24 protein-coding genes are annotated in these 21,191 nt (G+C 65.6%); 10 read left to right on the plus strand and 14 right to left on the minus strand.

What is annotated here, in order from left to right; all coding sequences use genetic code 11:
* Positions 1 to 204 precede the first annotated feature (204 nt).
* From ACT6QU_RS13495 to ACT6QU_RS13510, 4 genes are all read right to left on the minus strand, one after another.
* Positions 205 to 1,578 carry a glutamate--cysteine ligase gene (locus ACT6QU_RS13495; RefSeq protein ID WP_444564863.1) on the minus strand — a complete coding sequence of 458 codons (1,374 nt, stop codon included), beginning with the start codon at positions 1,576 to 1,578 and terminating at the stop codon, positions 205 to 207.
* Between the two features lie 115 nt (positions 1,579 to 1,693).
* The gene (locus ACT6QU_RS13500; RefSeq protein WP_444564864.1) at positions 1,694 to 2,428 is read right to left on the minus strand and encodes a 16S rRNA (uracil(1498)-N(3))-methyltransferase; all 735 of its coding nucleotides are present in this window, start codon (positions 2,426 to 2,428) and stop codon (positions 1,694 to 1,696) included.
* A 57-nt stretch (positions 2,429 to 2,485) separates the two neighbouring features.
* Complete coding sequence (locus ACT6QU_RS13505) at positions 2,486 to 2,908, minus strand: hypothetical protein (protein ID WP_444564865.1); 423 nt, start codon at positions 2,906 to 2,908, stop codon at positions 2,486 to 2,488.
* Positions 2,909 to 2,980: 72 nt separating this feature from the next.
* Positions 2,981 to 3,628 carry a DNA-3-methyladenine glycosylase I gene (locus ACT6QU_RS13510; protein ID WP_444564866.1) on the minus strand — a complete coding sequence of 216 codons (648 nt, stop codon included), beginning with the start codon at positions 3,626 to 3,628 and terminating at the stop codon, positions 2,981 to 2,983.
* Between the two features lie 172 nt (positions 3,629 to 3,800).
* On the opposite strand from ACT6QU_RS13510, the gene ACT6QU_RS13515 reads away from it, so the two are divergent.
* Positions 3,801 to 4,571 carry a L,D-transpeptidase gene (locus ACT6QU_RS13515; protein ID WP_444564867.1) on the plus strand — a complete coding sequence of 257 codons (771 nt, stop codon included), beginning with the start codon at positions 3,801 to 3,803 and terminating at the stop codon, positions 4,569 to 4,571.
* A 152-nt stretch (positions 4,572 to 4,723) separates the two neighbouring features.
* Here the strand turns inward: ACT6QU_RS13515 and glcF are convergent, their stop codons facing one another.
* From glcF to ACT6QU_RS13540, 5 genes are read right to left on the minus strand one after another with little or no spacing between them, the layout of a single operon-like run.
* Positions 4,724 to 6,052, minus strand: coding sequence for a glycolate oxidase subunit GlcF (gene glcF / locus ACT6QU_RS13520; RefSeq protein ID WP_444564868.1), 1,329 nt, complete (start codon positions 6,050 to 6,052; stop codon positions 4,724 to 4,726).
* Positions 6,052 to 7,254 carry an FAD-binding protein gene (locus ACT6QU_RS13525; protein ID WP_444564869.1) on the minus strand — a complete coding sequence of 401 codons (1,203 nt, stop codon included), beginning with the start codon at positions 7,252 to 7,254 and terminating at the stop codon, positions 6,052 to 6,054. Before ACT6QU_RS13525 ends, glcF begins: the two co-directional genes overlap by 1 nt.
* Positions 7,251 to 7,658 carry a type II toxin-antitoxin system VapC family toxin gene (locus ACT6QU_RS13530; protein ID WP_444564870.1) on the minus strand — a complete coding sequence of 136 codons (408 nt, stop codon included), beginning with the start codon at positions 7,656 to 7,658 and terminating at the stop codon, positions 7,251 to 7,253. The genes ACT6QU_RS13525 and ACT6QU_RS13530 overlap by 4 nt, the downstream gene beginning before the upstream one ends.
* A complete protein-coding gene (locus ACT6QU_RS13535) occupies positions 7,655 to 7,906 on the minus strand; it encodes an AbrB/MazE/SpoVT family DNA-binding domain-containing protein (protein ID WP_444564948.1) in 252 nt (83 codons plus the stop codon). The genes ACT6QU_RS13530 and ACT6QU_RS13535 overlap by 4 nt, the downstream gene beginning before the upstream one ends.
* A 59-nt stretch (positions 7,907 to 7,965) precedes the next feature.
* Entirely contained in the window at positions 7,966 to 9,462 is a 1,497-nt protein-coding gene (locus ACT6QU_RS13540) for an FAD-linked oxidase C-terminal domain-containing protein (protein ID WP_444564871.1), read from the minus strand.
* Positions 9,463 to 9,580: 118 nt separating this feature from the next.
* Between ACT6QU_RS13540 and ACT6QU_RS13545 the strand changes: the two genes are divergently transcribed.
* From ACT6QU_RS13545 to ACT6QU_RS13560, 4 genes are all read left to right on the plus strand, one after another.
* Entirely contained in the window at positions 9,581 to 10,354 is a 774-nt protein-coding gene (locus ACT6QU_RS13545; protein WP_444564872.1) for a (Fe-S)-binding protein, read from the plus strand.
* 208 nt (positions 10,355 to 10,562) lie between these two features.
* Positions 10,563 to 11,999, plus strand: coding sequence for a LutB/LldF family L-lactate oxidation iron-sulfur protein (locus tag ACT6QU_RS13550; protein ID WP_444564873.1), 1,437 nt, complete (start codon positions 10,563 to 10,565; stop codon positions 11,997 to 11,999).
* On the plus strand, positions 11,996 to 12,664 hold the full coding sequence (locus ACT6QU_RS13555) for a LutC/YkgG family protein (protein ID WP_444564874.1): 669 nt from the start codon (positions 11,996 to 11,998) through the stop codon (positions 12,662 to 12,664). Before ACT6QU_RS13550 ends, ACT6QU_RS13555 begins: the two co-directional genes overlap by 4 nt.
* A gap of 1 nt (position 12,665) precedes the next feature.
* Positions 12,666 to 13,406, plus strand: a complete 741-nt coding sequence (locus tag ACT6QU_RS13560; RefSeq protein ID WP_444564875.1) for a metallophosphoesterase family protein — start codon at positions 12,666 to 12,668, stop codon at positions 13,404 to 13,406.
* Between the two features lie 31 nt (positions 13,407 to 13,437).
* Here ACT6QU_RS13560 and ACT6QU_RS13565 read toward each other — a convergent pair whose 3' ends face one another.
* A complete protein-coding gene (locus ACT6QU_RS13565; RefSeq protein ID WP_444564876.1) occupies positions 13,438 to 13,572 on the minus strand; it encodes a hypothetical protein in 135 nt (44 codons plus the stop codon).
* Between the two features lie 236 nt (positions 13,573 to 13,808).
* A complete protein-coding gene (locus ACT6QU_RS13570; protein ID WP_444564877.1) occupies positions 13,809 to 14,513 on the minus strand; it encodes a type 1 glutamine amidotransferase in 705 nt (234 codons plus the stop codon).
* 70 nt (positions 14,514 to 14,583) lie between these two features.
* Here ACT6QU_RS13570 and ACT6QU_RS13575 point away from each other — a divergent pair, with 70 nt between their 5' ends.
* A complete protein-coding gene (locus tag ACT6QU_RS13575) occupies positions 14,584 to 15,516 on the plus strand; it encodes a type II toxin-antitoxin system Phd/YefM family antitoxin (protein ID WP_444836679.1) in 933 nt (310 codons plus the stop codon).
* On the plus strand, positions 15,513 to 15,965 hold the full coding sequence (locus ACT6QU_RS13580) for a PIN domain-containing protein (protein ID WP_444564879.1): 453 nt from the start codon (positions 15,513 to 15,515) through the stop codon (positions 15,963 to 15,965). Before ACT6QU_RS13575 ends, ACT6QU_RS13580 begins: the two co-directional genes overlap by 4 nt.
* Before the next feature lie 98 nt (positions 15,966 to 16,063).
* Here the strand turns inward: ACT6QU_RS13580 and ACT6QU_RS13585 are convergent, their stop codons facing one another.
* Positions 16,064 to 16,837, minus strand: coding sequence for a hypothetical protein (locus ACT6QU_RS13585; protein ID WP_444564880.1), 774 nt, complete (start codon positions 16,835 to 16,837; stop codon positions 16,064 to 16,066).
* Positions 16,838 to 16,965: 128 nt separating this feature from the next.
* On the opposite strand from ACT6QU_RS13585, the gene ACT6QU_RS13590 reads away from it, so the two are divergent.
* Genes ACT6QU_RS13590 through ACT6QU_RS13600 form a run of 3 tightly spaced genes read left to right on the plus strand, consistent with a single transcriptional unit; the run spans position 16,966 to position 19,301 of the window.
* A complete protein-coding gene (locus ACT6QU_RS13590) occupies positions 16,966 to 17,286 on the plus strand; it encodes a PepSY domain-containing protein (protein ID WP_444564881.1) in 321 nt (106 codons plus the stop codon).
* 13 nt (positions 17,287 to 17,299) lie between these two features.
* Positions 17,300 to 17,983, plus strand: coding sequence for a response regulator (locus ACT6QU_RS13595; RefSeq protein WP_444564882.1), 684 nt, complete (start codon positions 17,300 to 17,302; stop codon positions 17,981 to 17,983).
* Positions 17,976 to 19,301, plus strand: coding sequence for an ATP-binding protein (locus ACT6QU_RS13600; protein ID WP_444564883.1), 1,326 nt, complete (start codon positions 17,976 to 17,978; stop codon positions 19,299 to 19,301). Before ACT6QU_RS13595 ends, ACT6QU_RS13600 begins: the two co-directional genes overlap by 8 nt.
* Here the strand turns inward: ACT6QU_RS13600 and hisG are convergent.
* A complete protein-coding gene (hisG, locus tag ACT6QU_RS13605; RefSeq protein ID WP_444564884.1) occupies positions 19,296 to 19,991 on the minus strand; it encodes an ATP phosphoribosyltransferase in 696 nt (231 codons plus the stop codon). The two genes, ACT6QU_RS13600 and hisG, sit on opposite strands and share 6 nt — an antisense overlap.
* Complete coding sequence (locus ACT6QU_RS13610) at positions 19,988 to 21,109, minus strand: ATP phosphoribosyltransferase regulatory subunit (RefSeq protein WP_444564885.1); 1,122 nt, start codon at positions 21,107 to 21,109, stop codon at positions 19,988 to 19,990. The genes hisG and ACT6QU_RS13610 overlap by 4 nt, the downstream gene beginning before the upstream one ends.
* Between the last annotated feature and the right edge of the window lie 82 nt (positions 21,110 to 21,191).

Below are 21,191 nucleotides of genomic sequence, written 5' to 3' on the forward strand. Positions count from 1 at the left end.
TCGCATTGTGGCCGACCCTGGCCGATATCCACCCATCGCCAAAACCAAGCTGACCGCTCATCAAACCGCCTCCAAACAAAGACGACTGAATAACAATCAGCCAATTTTGCAACGATCTCCACAAGGGGGAGGGATAAAGGGTGGGGGTCCCCTTCAAAAAAAACAGCAACGGATAGCGAAGAGCCCGAACGCTCCCCGGCAAACCTAATACGCATACTCCAGAAACGCCGGCTCGATCGACCCGCCCCAGCGCGTGTGATACGCCCGCACCATCTCCTCCGCGCTCGTCGTCCCGCGCGCGATCACCTCGTCGAGCGGCGCGAGGAATCCCGTCTCGTCATAGCCTTCGCGATTCTTGCGCGCGCGGTTGGTCAAACCCGTCCGAGAAATCGACAGAACCTCGCGGCCGATTTCGCGCAGCGTGTGGTTGCGGAATGGCGTCGCGAGGCCCTGCGCCGGCACCGCGTCGCGCTGCTCCAGGCACTCCTGATACGTCCAGTCCGCCGTCAGTTCCTCGGCCGCATCCAGCGCCGCCTCGTCATAGAGCAGCCCGACCCAAAAGGCCGGCAGCGCACAGATGCGCCGCCACGGCCCGCCATCGGCCCCGCGCATTTCGAGAAAACGCTTCAGCCGCACATCGGGAAACAGCGTCGAAAGATGGTTCGCCCAGTCGCCCATGGTCGGCAGGCCGTCGGGAATCTCGTTCTTCAGCGCGCCGTCCATGAACTGGCGGAAGGTGACGTGCGTGACATCGAAATACCGCCCCTCGCGGATGAGGAAATACATCGGCACGTCGAGCGCCCACTCGACATAGTCCGCAAAGCCGAAATCGCGCGAAAAGCACATGTCCAGCATGCCCGCGCGCTGGTTGTCCGTGTCGCGCCAGATCTCGCCGCGCCAGCTTTGAAGTCCGTTGGGCTTGCCTTCGGTGAAGGGCGAATTGGCGAAGAGCGCGGTCGAAAGCGGCTGCAGCTTCAGCGAGACCTGCATCTTGCGCCGCATGTCCTCTTCGGAGGAAAAGTCCAGATTCACCTGGATCGTGCAGGTCCGGTACATCATGTCGAGCCCGTGGCTGCCGACCTTCGGCATGTAGGCGGTCATGATGTCGTAGCGTGATTTCGGCATACGCGGCGTCTCGGCCAGCGTCCATTTCGGGCTGCCGCCAAGGCCGAGAAAGCGGATGCCGAGCGGCTCGGCGATCTGGCGAAGCTGCGCCAGATGCGCATTGCCCTCGCGGCAGGTCTGGTGGATCGTCTCGACCGGCGCGCCCGACAATTCGAACTGCCCGCCGGGCTCCAGCGAGATCGCGCCCTGTCCGGTCGGCTCGACGAGCCCGATCGTGTGCCCAGCATCGACGATCGGGTCCCATCCGAGCGTCTTCTGCATCCCCTCGAGCAGCGCCCGAATGCCCTTGTCACCGCCATAGGGCACAGGCGCATGGCCGTCGACATAGAACGGAAACTTCTCGTGCTCGGTCCCGATTCGCCACTTTTCCTTGGGCTTGCAGCCCTCGGCGAGGTGAGCGACGAGCTCCGATTTCTCTTCGATCGGCCGGAAATCGGTCGTGTCGCGTGCCATGAAATGTCCCCGGGTCCCGAGCCTTGCGAAAGATGTGGGTGTGTTGGCCGCAAATGCCACCGCCGATCAAGCGAAAAATCCTGACCGCTGCGTCAACACGGGTTGATGGTGCGCCTCACCAGTCCCCCACCGTCGCCTGGATCACCGCAAGCGCCGCGACCGCCGCCGTATCCGCCCGCAATATCCGCGGCCCCAGCGGAATCGCGGTGACGAAATCGCGCGCATGCAACTGCCGCCGCTCATCCTCCGAAAACCCGCCCTCTGGCCCGACGATCAGTGCCAGCCTGCGCCCCTTCAAGCCCATCAACGCCGCAACCGGATTGTCCCCCGCCGCCGTCTCGTCGCAGAAGATCAGCACCCGCTCCGCATCCCACTCCGCCAGCAACCTCTCCAGCTTCACCGGCTCGCGAACAGTGGGCACCGCCAGCACGCCGCATTGCTCCGCCGCCTCCACCGCATTCGCCTGCAGCCGATCCGTGCCGATCTTCGTCATCTGCGTGTGCTGCGTGATGACCGGCTGCAGCACGCCCGCGCCCATCTCCACCGCCTTCTGGACCATGTAGTCCAGCCGCCCGGCCTTGATCGGCGCGAAGCAGTAGACGAGATCGGGGGTCGGGGGCTGCGGGCGGGTCTGCTCGGCGAGCGACAGCGTCACGCTCTTCTTCGAAACTGCCGCGACCCCGGCGCGCCACTCGCCGTCGCGCCCGTTGAAGACCAGCAATTCGCCGCCCTCGCGCATCCGCATGACGTTGGTGAGGTAGTGGCTCTGCTGCGCGGAAAGGGCGACCGTTCCGTCACCGGAAAGGGCGCCCTCCACGAAGAGCCGTTGCATCTTGTAATTCGCTCGCATGGCGAACCAGATGGGGCAGGGGCCGGCCCGCGGTCAAGTGCGGGCCGGCCGCCGAACTCACTCGGCGGGCGCTTCGTCCGTCTGCTCGGTCGGCGCCGTGCGCTCGGCCCTGTCTGCGCGCTTACCGCGTTCGCCGCGCATTCCGCCACGGAACGGACGGTCCTCGCTGGTCAGCATCCCGTCATCGTTGCGGTCCATGCGTGCGAACTGGCGCTCGACGCGGTTGTCGATGCTGGCGAGGAATTCCTCGCGCGAAATCTGCCCGTCGCCATCGGCGTCGAGCCGGTCGAAGCGGGCCTCGGCGCGCTCCGTGACGAAGGAGACGAAGCGCTCCTGGTCGACGCCGTCGGCGCGGATTTCCTTGCGCAGTTCGCGCATCATCTGGCGCGGCGACTGGTCGTCTTGCGCGGCGTCCTGCGCGAAGGCGACGGTAGAGGCGGCGAAACTGGTGATCAGTACGACGGCGATGGTCTTCTTCATGGCAAGTCCTCGTATGCGTTGTCCCTGAAGAGACTGTGCCTGCCGCAACCTTACCGGGAATTGTCCGCCGGATTAATTCGCCGTAATGGGCCGCTTCAGCTTCTGCCGCTCGTGCTCGACCTCGGCGCGGCAAAAGCAACCCTCGATATGGTCGTTGACGAGCCCCATCGCCTGCATGAACGCATAGACCGTCGTCGGCCCGACAAAGCTCCAGCCCTTCTTCTTCAGGAGTTTCGAGATGCGCGTCGACACCTCCGTCTTCGGGTTGGCCCGGAGCGCATCGAAGTCGAATACGTCCGGCCGCTCATGCGCCTGCGGCTCGAACGACCAGAAGAACGCGGCCAGCGATCCATGCTCCTCGACGAGTTCCACGGCCCGCCTGGCATTGTTGTAGACCGAGGCGATCTTGCCGCGATGGCGGATGATGCCGGCATTTTGCAGATGCCGCTCGATCTCGCTTTCGGGCCGCGTCGCCAGCACGCGGAAATCGAAACCGTCGAAGGCCTCTCGAAAATTCTCGCGCTTCCTGAGGATCGTCAGCCATGACAATCCCGACTGAAATCCCTCGAGGCACAGCTTTTCGAAGAGCCGGATGTCGGCCGTAACCGGCCGCCCCCATTCCGTGTCGTGATAGGTCTGGTAATCCGGCAGATTGCCATGCCAGGCACAGCGCAGTTGGCCGTCCCCGCCCTCGATCAATCCCGGAATGTCGCCCGCCATCTTTTTGTTTTTCCTCGTTAACGCCGCATTCACCACTGCCATGAACCGGCCGGTAACCACACCTGAAGCTTTACGCGAAGAACGGCATTTTATGAAAGCGGATTCACGCTTTCGTGGCAGCGCCTCCTGACAATGCGCGTTGAAACGACTGTCAATTCAGGTGAGACCGTCCATGAAATCCATTCTCCTTTGCGCGGCTTTGGCCGTGCTCCTGCCGGCCTCGGCCATGGCGCAGGACCGTTATGCCGAGCGCCCGCCGCTGGTCGTCAGCCCCGACCTTTCGGCGCCCTGGGTCATGCAGTTGCAGCGCGCGCCGCACGGCGCCCCGATCCGCGAGCGAACCGTTCGCCGGCAGGTTGCGCCCGGCGCCCGCATGGCCGTCGCGCCAGCCCCGATCGTCCGCCAGCGCTCGGTCGTGATCGCGCCCGATCCGGTGCACACGGCAGCGATGGCGCCTGCCGCGCCGCGCGATGCCGCCCCGCAGATGGACCCGATTTTCCTGCCGCAGGAAGTCGCGTATACCGGCCGCGAGAAGCCGGGCACGATCGTCATCGATACGAATGCCAAGTTCCTTTACCTCGTGCAGGAAGGCGGCACTGCGCGCCGCTATGGCGTCGGCGTCGGCAAGGAAGGCTTTTCCTGGCGCGGTTCGGAAACCATCACCCGCAAGGCCGAGTGGCCGGGCTGGACGCCGCCCGCCCAGATGATCGCGCGCGAGCGCGCCAAGGGCAAGATTTTGCCCGCGCACATGCCCGGCGGCCCGGAGAATCCGCTCGGCGCCCGCGCCCTCTATCTCGGTTCCACGCTCTACCGCATCCACGGCACCAACGCGCCCTGGACCATCGGCCAGGCCGTCTCGTCCGGCTGCATCCGCATGCGCAACGAAGACGTCACCGACCTTTACGAACGCGTCAAAGTCGGTACAAGGGTTGTGGTGAGCTGAACAATTCCCGGCGCGGTGGAAACTGCGCCAGGCGACAAAATTCCCGGAGAGGGGAAAGCGGGCATCGGGGGACGGTGACCGCGGCGACGGCAAGAACAATCAGAACCGTCGCTTGAAGGGCAGTGCGATCCGTCGCGCTGCCCTTTCGCTTTTTACTCCGCCGCTTCCATAACCCGCGCCTCGGGCACCCCCGCCGGTTTCGGCCCGCCATAGGCCCAGTCGAGCAATGCGACCGTATGCACGATCGGCAGGCTCGACCCCGACGCGATCTGCGTCATGCAGCCGATATTCCCCGTCGCGACGAGATCGGCACCCGTCGCCTCGATATTCGCCACCTTGCGGTCCCGCAGCTTGGCCGAAATCTCCGGCTGCAGGATGTTGTAAGTCCCCGCCGACCCGCAGCACAGATGCCCCTCGCGCGGCTCGCGCAGCATGAACCCCGCGCCCTGCAAAAGCATCTTCGGCAGGCTCGTGATCTTCTGTCCATGCTGCATCGAACAGGCCGAATGATAGGCAACACTCAGTCCCGGCCGCACTGCCGGCTCCGGCAGGTCCAACCCGGCCACATATTCCGTCACGTCCTTCGCCAGCCCCGACACGCGCGCTGCCTTCTCCGCATAGGCCGGGTCGAGCCGCAGCATGAAGCCGTAATCCTTGATCGTCGTCCCGCAACCCGAAGCCGTGATGACGATCGCATCGAGCCCGCCCTTGTCGACCTCGCGCATCCACGCATCGACATTCGCCCGCGCGAAATCGAGCGCCTGTTCTTCGCGCCCCATGTGATGCGTCAGCGCTCCGCAGCATCCTTCGCCGGCCGGCACCACCACCTCCACGCCGAGCCGCGTCAACAGCCGCACCGTCGCCTCGTTGATGCCTGGATCGAGCACCGACTGCGCGCATCCCGTCAGGATCGCCACCCGCCCGCGCTTGCCCGCCGACGCTTCATGCACCGCCGGACGAGAAACATCCGACGCCGCCGGCACACTCTTCGGCGCCAGTTCCAGCATCGCCGCCAGCGGCTTCAGCCCCGGCACGGCCCGAAACAGCCCGGCAAAAGCACGCCCGAACCCGGCCAGCTTCAGGCTCGCGCGCATCCGGTCCGGATAGGGCAGGGTGGCAGCGAGCAGTCTGCGCACCAGCCGGTCCATCAGCGGCCGTCGATAGGTCTTCTCGATATGCGCCCGCGCATGGTCGACGAGGTGCATGTAATGCACGCCGGAGGGGCAGGTCGTCATGCAGGAGAGGCACGACAGGCACCGGTCGATATGCGTAACGACGGTCTCGTCCGCCGGCCGGTCGTTCTCCAGCATGTCCTTGATCAGGTAAATGCGCCCGCGCGGACTGTCGAGCTCGTTGCCGAGCGTCACATAGGTCGGGCAGGTCGCGGTGCAGAACCCGCAATGGACGCAGCTCCGGAGAATCTTCTCGGACTCCGCCACATGCGGATCGGCGAGCTGCGCGAGGGAGAAATTCGTCTGCATCAGCCCATCCTGCCCGGATTGAGAATTCCCTTGGGGTCGAACTGATCCTTCAGCCGCCGTGCCAGCGCACCCAGCGCTCCCGCCTGCGGCTGAAACACTTGGCTCGCCGCGCGCACCGGCCCGCTTGCGCGCACCAGCGTCGCATGTCCGCCGCCGAAATGCGCGATCAGCGCGCGCAAGCCCTCGGCGTCCGGCTCGGCTTCCATCCGCGCCCAGATCAGCCCGCCCTGCCAGTCGTAGAAGACGTCCGCCCCGGCATGGAGCCGCAATTCCGCGACCATCTTCCACCCCTGGCTCGGCGCCATCGAAATCCGCCAGACCGGCCGGCTGGTGCCGTCGGCATAGGGCAGGCAATCGCGAATCTCGCGCCACACCAGCCGCGACTGCCCTTCTTCCAGAATCTCGACAGTGCCCTGCGCGGCAAGCAGCCCGGTCAGCGTCGCGAGCCGGTATTCGACCGACGGCCCGAACCCTTCGAGCCGCAGCAGCGTCGACGCCTGACCCTTCAACGCGCCGTCGAGAACTCGTCCCGTCACGCTCGGCGGCATATGCGCGGCCGACGAGACCTCCGCGCTCGAGCCCATCGCGGCCGCCATCGCGAACGCCGCCGGCCCGTCGTCGAGCCCGCGAATGACGAACGTCTTCTCTGTTTCGGCCGCCGGCAGCACCTTGAAGGTCAGGTCGGTGACCACGGCCAGCGTGCCCCAAGAGCCCGCCAACCCCTTGGAAAGGTCGTAGCCGGTCACGTTCTTCACCACCCGCCCGCCGGACTTGAACGCCTCGCCGCGCCCCGAAATCGCATGCACGCCCAGAATATGATCCCGCGCCGCGCCTGATTTCAGCCTTCGCGGCCCCGAAAGGTTAGCCGCCAGCGCCCCACCCACCGTGCCGCGCCCCGGCTCGGTCCCGAGCAGCGGCCCATAATCCATCGGCTCGAACGCAAACTCCTGCCGATGCGCCTTCAACAACGCTTCGACCTCGGCAATCGGCGTCCCCGCCCGTGCCGAAAGCACCAGTTCCTCCGGCTCGTAAAGAGTCACGCCCGTCAGCCCGGAAAGGTCGATAGCATGCTCCGTCTGCCCCGGCCGCCCGATCCCCCGCTTCGACCCATGCCCGACGATCTCAAGCGGCGTTTCTTCGGAGACTGCCCATTGCACAACATCGAGCGTTTCCGCGGCGGAGGAGGGGGTGAAGGTGGTCATGCGAGCGACGTCGCAAGCTCGGCTGAAATGCCGATTCTGCGAATTTGGGACACGGCCTTCCGATCAAACGAAACGAAAGTTTCACCACCCATCGCGGCACCGGCGGCGGCGATGACGCCATCGGCGAAGTCACCGCCCGCCTCATGAACTCTCAATCCCGTATCGATGGCGACTGCATCGATCGAGGCGTTCTCCATCCGGCCAAGTGTCGCGAGAGCGTCAGCAATTTCGGCGCGAGAAAAATGGTAGACGCTGTCCAGCACCCACGCGAGCTCAAGCGCGCAAGGGAGCGGGATCACCACCTTCTCAGCGCTAGAGACAATTGCGAATGCCTGTCTGGCTTGAGCTTCGTTGTCCCTGGTTGCGATGCGCACAAGAAGGTTGGTGTCCGCCGTAATTCTCATTTCAGCCCCGCCCATCCCTTCCTGATCGCCTCGTTCATCTCCTCGATCGTCGCGACCTTGTCGGTCTTTCCCGCAAGCATTCCGTATAGTTCGCTCCAGCTTCCCTTTTGCCGCACTGCCTTGATCGCAAGCTGCCCCCCGGGCAGGGGGTCGACTTCGACCTTCTGGCCAGGCTTCACACCAAGATGTTGGAGCAGTTCCTTTTTCAACGTCACTTGGCCCTTGGCTGTTACGGTTAGCGTGGTCATGGCTTCTTTCCCGCTGCGGCGAACCAAAAAGTAAGGCAAAAGTGCCTTACTTGCAATCATCAAAACCTCGGAATATCCGGAAACGCCACCTGTCCGCGGCTGATATGCATCCGGCCCATTTCCGCGCAGCGATGCAGTTGCGGAAACACTTTCCCCGGATTGAGCAGATGCTCCGGATCGAACGCGCATTTCACCCGGATTTGCTGGTTCAGGTCGATCTCGGTGAACATCTCCGGCATCAGGTCGCGCTTCTCGACGCCCACGCCATGTTCCCCGGTCAGCACCCCGCCGACCTCGACGCACAGCCGCAAGATGTCCGAGCCGAACGCCTCGGCGCGGTCGAGTTCGCCCGGCTTGTTCGCGTCATATAGAATCAGCGGATGCAGGTTCCCGTCCCCGGCATGAAACACGTTGGCGACTTCCAGCCCGTATTTCACCGAGAGTTCGCGCATCCGCGCCAGGACGGTCGGCAGTTCCTTGCGCGGGATCGTGCCGTCCATGCAATAATAGTCGGGCGAGATGCGTCCCACCGCCGGGAATGCCGCCTTGCGCCCAGCCCAGAAGACCGCACGCTCGGCGTCCGAGGTCGAAATCCGGCTCGTCGTCGCACCATTTTGCGCCGCCAGCCGCTCCACCTCGCCGATCAGATGATCGATCTCGGCCACCGGCCCGTCGAGTTCGACGATCAGAAGCGCCTCGACGTCGAGCGGGTAGCCGGCGTGGACGAAGGCCTCGGCCGCGTGGATCGCCGGCCGGTCCATCATCTCCATCCCGCCGGGAATGATGCCCGCGCCGATGATGTCGGCGACGCATTGCCCCGCCTGTTCGGAGGAGGGGAAGCCGACCAGCATCGCACGCGCGGCCTCCGGCTTCTGCAATATGCGCACCGTCACTTCGGTGACGACGCCGAGCAGCCCTTCCGAACCCGTCATCAGGCCGAGCAGATCGTAGCCTTCCGCGTCGAGATGCTTGCCGCCGAGCCGGATCACCTCGCCGTCGATCAGCACCATTTCGAGGCCAAGCACGTTATTCGCCGTCAGCCCGTATTTGAGGCAGTGCACGCCGCCCGAATTCTCCGCGACATTGCCGCCGATCGAGCATGCGATCTGCGAGGAGGGGTCGGGCGCGTAGTAGAACCCTTCCTCCTCGACGGCCTTGGTAATGCCGAGATTGGTCACGCCCGGCTGCGCGGTCACGGTCCGGTTGGCCAAGTCGATGTCGAGGATGCGGTTGAACCGGCTCATTACGAGCAGCACGGCATCGGCGAGCGGCAGCGCGCCACCTGAAAGCGAGGTGCCCGAACCGCGCGGCACGACGCGGATGTTGCGCTCGTTGCAATATTTCAGGATGCGCGAGACCTGAGCCGTCGTCTCCGGCAGCACCACGACCAGCGGCAACTGGCGATAAGCCGTCAGCCCGTCGCTCTCGAAGGCGCGCATCGCGTGCTCGGCCTCCACCACGCCTTCGTCCGGCACGATGATGCGCATGTCGGCGACGATTTCGGCGCGCCGCGACAAGGTCGCCTGGTCGGCGGCCGGCATGACGGGTCCTGACATCGAAGCTCCTCCCCTCGCTGGCCCTTCATGCAGTTATAACGAGCCGCGTCCGACTGGCCACTTGAAAAAACGCCCTCCGGGTCTATCGTGCCGGCCAACGAAAAGACGGGAAGCGCTCTTGCAACATCAATCGACGAAGCGACCGACGGTGGGCCTGTTCGTCACCTGCCTGGTCGACCTTTTCCGCCCCAGCATCGGCTTCGCCGCGGTCAAGCTGATCGAGGATGCCGGATGCGCGGTCGACGTGCCGATGGCACAGACCTGCTGCGGCCAGCCGGCGTACAATTCGGGCGACCGCGAAGACACGCGCGAGATCGCCAAGGCCACCATCGCCGCCTTCGAGGAGTTCGACTACGTCGTCGCGCCGTCGGGCTCGTGCACCGGCATGCTGAAGAAGCACTATCCCGCGCTCTTCGCCGGCGATCCGGCGTGGGAAATCCGCGCGGCGGAGTTTTCCAAGAAGGTCCACGAACTCGTCTCCTTCCTCACGGATGAGATGAAGGTCGAGGGCGTCACCGCCAGGCTCGCCGCCACCGCCACCTATCACGATTCCTGCTCCGGCCTGCGCGAACTCGGCATCCACGATCAGCCGCGCAAGCTCCTTGCCTCGGTCGAGGGGCTGAAGATCGCCGAGATGCAGGAAGCGGACGTGTGCTGCGGCTTTGGCGGCACGTTCTGCGTCAAATATTCCGACATCTCCAACGCCATCGTCACCAAGAAAACCGCCAACATCGAAACCGCCGGCGCCGACCTGCTTCTGGCGGGCGATCTCGGCTGCCTGATGAACATGGCCGGCAAACTCAAGCGCGACGGCTCGTCCATCGAAGTCCGCCACGTCGCCGAGGTCCTGGCCGGCATGACCGACCAGCCGCCGATCGGGGGGAAGTTGTGATGAGCGCTCACGCCCTACGTTGCCCCCCTCTGGCCTGCCGGCCATCTCCCCCGCAGGTGGGGAGATCAGTCTCGTCATCGAAACCGCGTGATCTCCCCCCTCGCGGGGGGTCCGAAGGACGGGCCGAGACACGTGGCTCGGGCCAGGGCGCCCGGCAGGCCAGAGGGGGGCGCGAAGGATCGCTACCGTCCAGGACGGGAGCCATCTAATGCAAATCACCTCCCCAACCTTCAAGGCCAATTCCGTCAAGGCCCTCTCCGACGCCCAGCTTCAAAAGGCGCTCGGCAATGTCCGTGCCGGCTTCATCGACAAGCGCAAAAAGGCCGTCGATGCGCTGCCGGAATTCGAGGCGCTGCGCGAAAACGGCAAGGCGATCAAGGACCATGCGCTCGCCCATCTTGACCTGTACCTGGAGAATTACGAGGCACAGGTGAAGGCGGCCGGCGGCCATGTCCATTGGGCGCAGACCGCCGAGGACGCGCGCAACATCATTCTCGATCTCTGCAAATCCCGCGGCGTCAAGACCGTCACCAAGGGCAAGTCGATGATCTCCGAGGAGATCGCGCTGAACGATGCGCTGGAGGCCGCCGGCGTGCGCCCGGTCGAGACTGATCTCGGCGAATACATCATCCAGCTCCGCGGCGAGCATCCGAGCCACATCATCGCGCCCGCCGTGCACCTGAACAAGGAGCAGATCGAGGCCGATTTCCGCCGCGTCCACACCCATCTGCCGGCCGACCGCGAACTCGTCGAGCACGAGAAGCTCCTGACCGAGGCGCGCGCCGTCCTCCGCGCCGAATATTTCAAGGCCGATCTCGGCATCACCGGCGCCAACTTCCTCGTCGCCGAAACCGGCTCGTCGATCATCGTGACGAACGAGGGCAATGGCGACCTGACGCAGATCCTGCCGCGCGTCCACGTCGTCATCGCCTCGATCGAGAAGATCGTGCCGACGCTGGAAGACGCCGCGCAGATCCTGCGCCTTCTCGCCCGCTCGGCGACCGGCCAGGACATGAGCGTCTATACAACCGTCTCCACCGGCGGCCGGCGCGAGGGCGACCCGGACGGGCCGGACGAATACCACGTCGTCCTGCTCGACAATGGCCGCTCGTCCATGCTCGGCACCGAATTCCAGGAGATGTTGCGCTGCATCCGCTGCGGCGCCTGCATGAACCACTGCCCGGTCTATCACGCCGTCGGCGGCCACGCGTACGGCTGGGTCTATCCGGGCCCCATGGGCGCGGTGCTGACGCCCTCGCTGATCGGCGTCGACAAGGGCGGGCACCTGCCCAACGCGTCGACCTTCTGCGGCCGCTGCGAAAGCGTCTGCCCGATGAAGATCCCGCTGCCGAAGATGATGCGCCACTGGCGCGAGCGCGAGTTCGAGCGCGGACTGAACCCGGCCGCTGCCCGCTACGGGCTAAAGACATGGGCCTTCTTCGCCAAGCGCCCGTCGCTCTATCGCTTCTTCGCCTCGCTCGGCATCCCGGCGCTTTCGGCCTTCGGTGGCGCGAAGCACCGCTTCTCCTGGCTGCCCTTCGCCGGCGGCTGGACGAAATATCGCGAACTGCCGGCGCCGGAAGGGCGAACCTTCCTGCAGCAATGGGCGCAGCGCGAAGCGAAAAAGCAGGAGCCGGTGCGATGAGCGGCCGCGACGCGATCCTCAACAAGGTCCGCGCCTCGCTCGGCGCCGGCAGTGAAAACCGTGCGGACGCCGTCCGCGACCGGCTTTCCGGCGCCCCGCGCGGCCTCATCCCCGAACGCGGCCAACTGCCCGACGCCGCCCGCATCGACCTCTTCACCACGCAGGCCGAAAAGGTCCACGCGACGACCGAGCGCCTGTCCTCCTACGCCGACCTCCCGGCCGCGATTGCCGCCTATCTGCGCTCGAAGAACCTGCCGGCCTCGATCCGCATGGGCGACGACGCCCGCCTCGCCGGCGCCGACTGGTCGACCCAACCCGCGCTCGAAATCCTGCACGGACCGTCGGACGGCAATGACGAGACCGGCCTCAGCCACGCCTTCGGCGCCGTCGCCGAGACGGGAACGCTGGTGCTCCATTCGGGCGGCGACAATCCGACCACCGTCAACTTCCTGCCCGAACATCATCTGGTCGTGGTCGATGCAAAGGACGTCGCCGGCGACCTCGAAACCGTGCTCGCCCGCATCCGCGACAAGTTCGGCAAGGGCCGGATGCCGCGCACCTTGAACATGATCACCGGCCCCTCGCGCTCCGGAGATATCGAGCAGAAAATGTTGCTCGGCGCCCACGGCCCGCGCGCGCTCCACATCATGGTCGTCGGCGGATAGCATGGAACTCGGCGTCCGATACGAGGACGCCGCCGCGCCCGAAGGCATGCGCCTTTACGCCATCGGCGACATTCACGGCCGCGCCGATCTCCTGGCGAAGATGCTCAGCCTCATCGAAGGCGAAATTGTCCGCGACCGGCCGGCCGACTGGCGCACCGTCTATCTCGGCGACTATGTCGACCGCGGGCCCGACAGCGCCGGCGTCATCGAAATGATCGCCCGGCGCGTCGCGGCAAACCCGCGCCACGTCGCGCTTCTCGGCAATCACGACAAGGTCCTTGCCGAGTTCCTCGCTGACCCCGAAACCTGGTGGCGCTTCGCCGATTTCGAAGGCGAGACGACCGCGCGCTCCTACGGCGTCCGGATCGACTTCTCGTCCGACGCCGCCATTCGCCAGAGCCGCGAAGCACTCCTCGCCGCCATGCCGCCCGCGCATATCGCGTTCCTGAACGGCCTGAAGCTGTCAGCGATTTTCGGAGATTTCTTCTTCTGCCATGCCGGAATCCGCCCCGGCGTCGCGCTCGACGCGCAGGACCCGGAGGACCTGATCTGGATCAGGCGCGAATTCTCAGATTATCCGGGCCTGCACCCCAAGCTCGTCGTCCACGGCCACACGCCGCATCACGAGCCGGAAATCCGCGCCAACCGCGTCAATCTCGACACATATGCTTTCGCCAGCGGCCGGTTGACGGCGCTGGCGATGGAGGGCCGCGAGAAGCGGTTTCTGGAAGTGACCGGCTAGCCTGCCAATTGCAGGCCGCTCAGGACCGAATTTACTCGGCGACGACGCCGTAGCCGTCGACGACCACGAAATCACCGGCCGCGTCGGCCGTGTAGATTCCGGCGCCCCAGAACACGATTGCGGAAAGCATGGAGAGGGTGATCAGGGTGGCGCGCACGGGGTTCATCTCGGTTGGGTCCTGCAACTCTTACAACGGGGTCCGTTACAAATCGGTTTCATCAGGAGAATCCGTGGCGCGAATTTTCGTTCCCCGCGATTTGTTTCGCGGTGGTTTCGAAAGGGCGCGTTTGGGCGGAATCTCCGTCTGATGCGGCCGCTGATCTAGGCCTCCAATCGGGCGAAAGCCAGACGGTCCAAGGCTTTGCCACGCCTATTTTTGGCAAGTTGCATTTCTGCAACTCTTCAGCCGCGGATGGCGGAAACCCATGCCTTGGCGAGCGCCAGTCCGGCCGCGTCGGCGTCCGGGCCGAAGCGTTCGGCCTGCCGTTTGTGGCGGCTGCCCCAATCGGGCTCGCGCTCGGCGATCCATCCGGCGAATCGCTCGTTCCATTCGCTCACGAGCGCCCGGTCGGCCTCGAAATGGAACTGGATGCCATAGGCCCGCGCCCCGATCCGGAACGCCTGGTTATGCGAAACGAGGTTGCCGGCAAGCCGCGACGCGCCGCGCGGCAACATGTAGTGGTCGTCATGCCACTGGAAGATCGGGAAGCGGGCGGGCAGGGCGCCCAGCACCGGGTCCTCCCGACCTTCCGGCGTCAGCACAATTTCGCGCCAGCCGAACTCCCGCGCCGCGCCGATCAGGTTCTGCGCCCCATGTGCGCGGGCGAGAAGCTGCGCACCGAGACAGATGCCGAGCACGGCCTTCCCGCTGGCGGTGAAATCGCGGATGAAATCGACGAGCCCAGGCAGATAGGGATGCTCGTCGTCGGCGAGCGCGTTCTGCCCGCCGCCGAGCACGATCAGCGCATCATGGTCGTCGCCATGCTCCGGCAGCACGCAGCCATCGTGCAATGCGCGGATGTCGATTTCCGCATCGGCCGCGTCGAGCGCCGGGCGCAACTGTCCAAGCCCGGTGCCGTCGAAATTCTGGATGACGAGAACGCGCATCGGCCTGCCTGATTTGCCCATCGATATTCGGCGGGTAACATGGACGGCGAAGCTCTGCCAAGGGATCGAAATGACGCTGCAAAATCGTGCCGACCCGCTCGGCGCCCTCCACGCCGTCGCCGCGCGCGGGCTGTTCACCGGCAATCGCGGCATCCTGCACGATCCCGACACCCGAAAGCTCACCGGCAGGCGCTGGACGACCCGCGCCTGGATCGTCTGCACCTGCGACTGGAAGGGCAGGCACCGCGACGTCTGGGGCCGTAACGGACGCGGCGGCGCCGGCTGGACCGAGCTCTTCTTCGCCGACGAGGTCACCGCGCTCGCCGCCGGCCACCGCCCCTGCTTCTCCTGCCGCCGCGGCCCCGCCCGCCAATTCCAGTCCGCCTTCGCCGCCGGCAACGGGCTCGCCTCCGTCACCGCCCCGCAGATGGACGTCCGCCTCCACGCCGAGCGCCGCCTCTCCTCCCGCACCGCGCCCGTCCAAGTCTCCCCAGACGATCTCCCCGACGCCGCCATGATCGAAGTCGCCGGCAACCCACTCGTCCGGCGCGACGGCAACTGGCTACGCTGGACCTTCGAAGGCTACCTACCGTCGCCGCGCCCAAACGCTTCCGCCCTGGCAATCACCCCACCCTCGACCATCGCCGCCCTTCGAGCCGGCTTCCGCCCGGTCTGGGCGGAGAAGTTTGACGACCGGGCAAAAAAGTCGCAATATGACTACAGTAGTCATATGAATGGAGCGGTTCCTGCCATGAAGGAAATCCAGTTGCGTCAGGCGAAGGCGACCTTGTCGCATGTGCTCGACGAAGTGACGGCAGGCGAAGCGGCCATCATTACCCGTCATGGCAGGCGAGAAGCCGTTATCTTGTCCTATGAGGAATATGAGCGCCTCCAGCGCGTGCCTTCATTGGGCTGGTTCCTGGTCAATTCGCCGCTCGAGGATGGCGATCTCGCGGTCACGAAGCGCAGATCGGCGCGAGCGCTACGTGACGATCCGTTTTGACGGCCTATCTCGTCGATACAAACATCGTCAGCCGCGTCGCGCCGGGACGTAGAAATACGAACGAGGACATGCGCCTCGCAGCCTGGATCGAGGCGCATGGAGAGAGCCTCAGCCTGTCGGTGGTGACGGCCGCGGAAATCCTCGACGGAATTGCCAAGGCAAGGCGAACGGGCGCGACCCAAAAGGCCGCACGACTCGCAGAATGGTGGCGCGAACTTTCCCATTACTGGTCGTCGCGCATCCTGCCGATCGACCTTGCCGTGGCCGTGGAAATCGGCCGGCTGCTCGATGTCGCCCGCGCGGCGGGTGAAGCGCCCGGCTTTGAGGATGTCGCGATTGCGGCGACCGCATCGGTCCATGGCATGATTGTCTTGACTGCGAACGAGAGACATTTCCGCCCGCTTGGCGTGGCGTTCGTCAATCCGCTGATTGAACTGCCTAAACCATAAAAAAGGCGGGCCGTTGCGACCCGCCTTTCTCCTCCCGGCCCGGCCCCGGACCGGAGGTCGCGCCCGCTGTTGAGAGGCGGGCGAAGTGCGACGACACGTCAGTCCCACTTTTCCTTGTAGATTTCGCCCGAATAGTCGACGTGAAGCTCGACCCGCTCGCCATATGCGTTCACGGCCTCCACCTCGTAGTGCTTCTTCTTGCGGTCGATGTCGCCGCGCCATTCATAGCCGGCATTCTCGACGATCTGTCGCAGTCCGGCATCGTCATAGGTCGGGTCGTCCATGGCGATGCGGCGGATATTGCCGGTGAAGTCGATATGCAGTTCGACCTCCGCGCCGTTCGGGCCGAAGGCTTCGACTTCGTAGTGGTCCTTCTTGCGGTCGACGTCGTAGCCGAACACGTAGCCGGCGTCCTCGGTGATCTTCTTCAGATCGATTCCGGTGCTCAGCGCCGTGTCGATCTCGCGCTGGTCGTCGGCATCCGCCCGCCGCTGAAGCCGACGTTCGCTGCCATCGGGCGATGCCTGTCCGGCCCAGGGCGGCGGCGTGTCGGGTTCCCGGATGACGATCTCGCGCCCGTCGCCATGCCTGATCCTGAAGGCGTCGAAGGTCCGCGAGGCGCCCGGTTCGCCGATGACCGTCACGTTCTCGTCGACCGACACCTCGGTCGTCCGCCACCACGCGGGGCCGGTCTCCACCAGGATGCGGCCCGAATCGTCTTCCAGCACGAACTTGTTGCCGAAAACGTCGGTGACACGCCCTTCGATCGTGATCGACCTGCTGGCCTCGAGGTCTCCGATGGCCGTCTGCGCCGCCGCCGGCGCTGCGCTCACGAGCGCGGCGATGAGAGCGGTCGAGGCAAATATGTTCATGTGGCTCAAACCTCGTCTCCCTGGTTCGGTCTTGTCGGATGGCAACGATAATGGCCCAGGCATGTTGAACGCCAGCCAAACGACACGGTTCAACTTCGGTTCAAGCCGCCCCGCTAAGAGAGTGTCCCATGAATTTCGGAACGATGAAAACGAGGCTGGCCGCACTGATCTGCGCATTTCTGGTCGCCGTCCCCGCGCTCGCGCAGGGCCGCGATGAAGTGCTGCCGCTGTCCGAGATCATCGCAGCCGTCGGTGAGCGATATCATGGTGAGGTGGTCGCTGCCGAAGTCGTGGCGGGCAACGATCCGGACCTGTATTATGAGCTTCGGCTCATCACGCCGGCAGGCAATGTCCTGCGGATCAGGATCGACGCGTTCACCGCGGCATTCATCGAGGTCGACGGGCGTGGGCTCGTCGATGCCCGCAAGCCGGTCTCTGGTCAACAGTAGGAACATCACTGGAATGAAAGCGCTCCTCGCCGAAGACGATACCCGGCTCAGCCAGCAGCTCGATGCCGCATTTCGTGAAGCCGGCTTCGTGCCGACGGTCGCCCATGACGGCATCGACATTGAGCATCTGGGCGCGAGCGAGCCTTTCGACGTGGCCGTGCTCGACCTCGGCCTTCCGTCGAAGGACGGCATTTCGATCCTTCAGTCCTGGCGCGGGCAGGGCGTGACGACGCCGGTCCTGATCCTGACTGCACGCGACGAATGGGCCGAGAAGGTCTCCGGTTTCCGCGCCGGCGCGGATGGCTACGTCGTCAAGCCGTTCCGCATGGAGGAGGTGATCGTGCGCGCCCGCAGCCTGATCCGCCGCGCCGCCGGTCACGCCCAGTCGATCATCACCTGCGGCGCGCTGGAATACGACACCCAGACGACGTCCTTCACGCTCGACGGCCTGCCGCTGAAACTCACCGCCTTCGAGGCGCAGATCCTGTCCTACATGATCCATCATCAGGACCGCGCGATCTCGCGCACCGAACTGTCCGAACATGTCTACGACCGCGACACCGATCGCGATTTCAATTCGATGGAAGTCATCATCGGCCGTCTGCGGCGCAAGATCGGAACCGACATGATCCGCACCGTGCGCGGCTGCGGCTACGTCCTGGCCGCCTCCAGCGAAAGCGAAGCCGAACGTGCGTAAGTCGCTTCGTCTGCGGCTTCTGGCCGGCGCGGCGATCTGGATCGCCGGCGCGCTTCTCGTCGCCGGCATGATCATCGCCTCGCTCCTGCGTGACTTCGTCGAGCGCAATTTCGACGAGCGGCTGAACGCGCAGATTCTCTCCATCATGAGCGCGGTTTCGTTCGATGCGGCCGGCACGCTGCAGCCCGGCGGCGTCGTCTCCGAGCCGCAATACCAGCAGCTCTATTCGGGCTGGTACTGGCAGATCGCCGATGCCGACGCGGTGCTCCTGAAGAGCGCGTCGCTGTGGGATGCGGATCTCGGCGCGGCGGTCGGCGAGATCGGTCAGTCGGGCCATGTCCCCGAGCTCGTCGGCCCGCGCGGCCGCGAACTTCATGCGCTCTACCGCGACTTCACGGCGCCCGGCGGCGGGTCAAACCTGCGGGTCACGGTTGCGGGTCCCGAGGCCGAGATCGAGGACGCGCTCGGCGGCATCGTCCCGCCGCTCGCCATCTCGCTCTTCGTCCTCGGCGTCGGCCTGATCTTCGCCGTGCTCCTGCAGATCCTCTATGGCCTGCGCCCGCTCGACGCGCTGCGCCGCCAGATCGCCGACATCCGCGAAGGCCGCGCCCAGCGGCTGCCCGATGCCGAGCATGTCGAATTGCAGCCGATGGTCACCGAAACCAATTCGCTGCTCGAACACAACCGCGCCGTCGTGGAGCGCGCCCGCAACCATGTCGGCAATCTCGCCCACGGCTTGAAGACGCCGCTCGCGGTGCTGGCGAACGACATTGCCGGCCGGCCCGATTCGGATGTCGCGGCCGACTGCGTGCGCACGATGGAGCGCCTCGTCGCCCATCACCTGCGGCGCGCCCGCTCGGCGGCGAGCCGCAACATCGTCGGCGTCTCGACCGAGGTCGAACCGGTCATCGGCGATCTGACGCTGGCGATGAGCCGCATCTATGCGGATAAGAATCTGGAGCTTCCGGTTTCGGCCGAAAAGGGCCTGAAATTCGCCGGAGACAGCCAGGATCTGGAGGAAATTCTCGGCAATCTGATCGACAATTCCTGCAAATACGCCCGAAACCGGGTCGAAATCGTCGCGAAAAAAGAGGGCGGGGATATCCTGATCGTCATCGACGACGACGGTCCGGGTCTCGATGCCGGCGAGCGCGAGCGTGCGCTCGGACGCGGCATCCGGCTCGACGAACGACCGATCGGATCGGGCCTCGGTCTCTCCATTGTCCGCGACATCGCCGAGCTCTACGGCGGCTCGCTGGAACTGGCCGCTGCCCCCTCGGGAGGCCTGCGCGCCTGCCTCGTCCTGCCGTCGCTATAGGGCGGCGACGGCCGCCACGATCTCGTCGACGACGGCCTGATCCGCGGCGGGCCGCTCCTTGATCGAAGAGAACAGGCACGCTTCCGATTTCAGGATCACGCCGTCGGCCAACACCTTGAGATGATTGGCCTTCAGCGTCGATCCGGTGGTCGTGATATCGACGATGATATCCGCCGAGCCCGCCGCCGGCGCGCCTTCCGTGGCGCCCAGGCTCTCGACGATCCGGTAGACCTGGATGCCGTGCGTGCGCGAAAAGAACTGCTGCGTCAGCCGCCAGTATTTGGTGGCGATCCGCAGCCGCCGTCCGTGCCGCTGGCGAAACTCGGCTGCGACGTCTTCGAGGTCCGCCATCGTCTCGACGTCGAGCCAGGCATCCGGCACAGCAACCACAACGTCGGCCCGCCCGAAGCCCAGGCGGGCACCGATGGCGGCGCGCTTTTGCCAGTCGGAAATCCCTTCGCAAACAAGGTCTTCGCCGGTGACGCCAAGGTCGATGGACCCCTGCGCGAGTTCGCGCGAAATCTCGGACGCGGAGAGAAACGCGACCTCGATGTCGTCGCGCCCTTCGATCCGCGCGCGGTAGCGCCGGTCGTCGTCGGGTGTCGCGACGGCGAAGCCCGCAGCGCCCAGTTTCTCGATGGCCGCATCCTTCAATCGGCCCTTGGAGGGGAGCACGAGCGTGATGGTCATGCGGCCTCTCCCTTCAAGGCTTCGATCCGATCGAGCCAGACGGAGAACCCCACCCCCGGAATCGGCGACTTCGCGCCGAGCAGGGTGAGCAGCCGGTCATAGCGGCCACCGCCGACGAGGGGCCGGTCGCGGCTGCCGGCTGAAATCTCGTAGACCAGCCCGGTGTAGTAATCGAGCGGGCGGCCGAAGCCGGCGTCGTAGTGGATCGCGGCTTCCGGCAGGCCGAGTTCGGAAATCGAGCGCGAGCGGGCGGAGAAGATGTCGAGCGCGGCGCCGAGCGAAATGCCGGCATCGCCGGCGAAATCGCGCAGCGCATTGCCGGCCTGGCGCAGCGGCGCATGGATGGCGAGGAAGGTCTTGAGCGCGCCGAGCGCCTCATCGGACAGCCGCACCGAGCGCAGTTCCGCCTTTTCGATCAGCCGGTTGGCGATCTCGGCGGAGGTTCGGCCGGCGCTCTCGGCAAGGCCCGTGTCGGTCATCAGGCCGGCGACGTGGGCGGCGAGCGCGTCGCGGTCGCCCTCGGCGATGAGCGAGGCGACGGGCTCGTCGAGCGTCAGCTTGCGCGACGGGTTGGCGAGGTCGTCGAGCGCGGCGTCCAGCATCTCCTTGGAGCCGAAGGCGCGGGCGAGGCGCTTTTGCCAGCCGCGCGGCAGGCCGAGCGCGGCCAGCACCGCCTCGAAGACGCGCTGGTCGCCGATGGTGATCGTGAGGTCGTGGTCTGGGAGCACGCCGGCCAGAAGCGCATGGGCGTCGGCGATGGAGCGCGCATCGGCGCGGGCGATGTCGGTCTCGCCGAGATCCTCGATGCCGGCCTGGAAGAACTCGTTGCCGCCCTCGCGCCGCTGGCGGAACACCTCGCCGAGATAGGCGTAGCGGCGCGGCGTCCCGGCCTTCGACGCGATGTGGTCGATGCAGACGGGGATGGTGAATTCGGGCCGCAGGCAGAGCGCCGCACCGGTCTCGTTTTCGGTGAGGAAGATGCGCCGGCGAAGGTCCTCGCCGGCCATGTCGAGGAAGGGGTCGGCCGGTTGGAGAATGGCGACGTCGACCATGCCGGCGCCGCGCGCGTCGAAGATGGCGCGGATGTCGTCGGCGATCTGGGGAATGCGGGAGGTCATTGGATTGCCGCTGCGTTTGGCGAGGTCGGCGCTCTACGGCGCCCCCCTCTGTCCTGCCGGACATCTCCCCCGCATGGGGGGA

It is taken from the genome of Aliihoeflea sp. (assembly GCF_052435475.1).
Classification (GTDB): Bacteria; Pseudomonadota; Alphaproteobacteria; order Rhizobiales; family Rhizobiaceae; genus Aliihoeflea.

Coding starts and splice junctions, on each gene's coding strand:
- ACT6QU_RS13495 (WP_444564863.1), bottom strand. CDS start 1,578: ATGGCACGCGACACGACCGATTTCCGGCCGATCGAAGAGAAATCGGAG.
- ACT6QU_RS13500 (WP_444564864.1), bottom strand. CDS start 2,428: ATGCGAGCGAATTACAAGATGCAACGGCTCTTCGTGGAGGGCGCCCTT.
- ACT6QU_RS13505 (WP_444564865.1), bottom strand. CDS start 2,908: ATGAAGAAGACCATCGCCGTCGTACTGATCACCAGTTTCGCCGCCTCT.
- ACT6QU_RS13510 (WP_444564866.1), bottom strand. CDS start 3,628: ATGGCGGGCGACATTCCGGGATTGATCGAGGGCGGGGACGGCCAACTG.
- ACT6QU_RS13515 (WP_444564867.1), top strand. CDS start 3,801: ATGAAATCCATTCTCCTTTGCGCGGCTTTGGCCGTGCTCCTGCCGGCC.
- glcF (WP_444564868.1), bottom strand. CDS start 6,052: ATGCAGACGAATTTCTCCCTCGCGCAGCTCGCCGATCCGCATGTGGCG.
- ACT6QU_RS13525 (WP_444564869.1), bottom strand. CDS start 7,254: ATGACCACCTTCACCCCCTCCTCCGCCGCGGAAACGCTCGATGTTGTG.
- ACT6QU_RS13530 (WP_444564870.1), bottom strand. CDS start 7,658: ATGAGAATTACGGCGGACACCAACCTTCTTGTGCGCATCGCAACCAGG.
- ACT6QU_RS13535 (WP_444564948.1), bottom strand. CDS start 7,906: ATGACCACGCTAACCGTAACAGCCAAGGGCCAAGTGACGTTGAAAAAG.
- ACT6QU_RS13540 (WP_444564871.1), bottom strand. CDS start 9,462: ATGTCAGGACCCGTCATGCCGGCCGCCGACCAGGCGACCTTGTCGCGG.
- ACT6QU_RS13550 (WP_444564873.1), top strand. CDS start 10,563: ATGCAAATCACCTCCCCAACCTTCAAGGCCAATTCCGTCAAGGCCCTC.
- ACT6QU_RS13555 (WP_444564874.1), top strand. CDS start 11,996: ATGAGCGGCCGCGACGCGATCCTCAACAAGGTCCGCGCCTCGCTCGGC.
- ACT6QU_RS13560 (WP_444564875.1), top strand. CDS start 12,666: ATGGAACTCGGCGTCCGATACGAGGACGCCGCCGCGCCCGAAGGCATG.
- ACT6QU_RS13565 (WP_444564876.1), bottom strand. CDS start 13,572: ATGAACCCCGTGCGCGCCACCCTGATCACCCTCTCCATGCTTTCCGCA.
- ACT6QU_RS13570 (WP_444564877.1), bottom strand. CDS start 14,513: ATGCGCGTTCTCGTCATCCAGAATTTCGACGGCACCGGGCTTGGACAG.
- ACT6QU_RS13575 (WP_444836679.1), top strand. CDS start 14,584: ATGACGCTGCAAAATCGTGCCGACCCGCTCGGCGCCCTCCACGCCGTC.
- ACT6QU_RS13585 (WP_444564880.1), bottom strand. CDS start 16,837: ATGAACATATTTGCCTCGACCGCTCTCATCGCCGCGCTCGTGAGCGCA.
- ACT6QU_RS13590 (WP_444564881.1), top strand. CDS start 16,966: ATGAATTTCGGAACGATGAAAACGAGGCTGGCCGCACTGATCTGCGCA.
- ACT6QU_RS13595 (WP_444564882.1), top strand. CDS start 17,300: ATGAAAGCGCTCCTCGCCGAAGACGATACCCGGCTCAGCCAGCAGCTC.
- hisG (WP_444564884.1), bottom strand. CDS start 19,991: ATGACCATCACGCTCGTGCTCCCCTCCAAGGGCCGATTGAAGGATGCG.
- ACT6QU_RS13610 (WP_444564885.1), bottom strand. CDS start 21,109: ATGACCTCCCGCATTCCCCAGATCGCCGACGACATCCGCGCCATCTTC.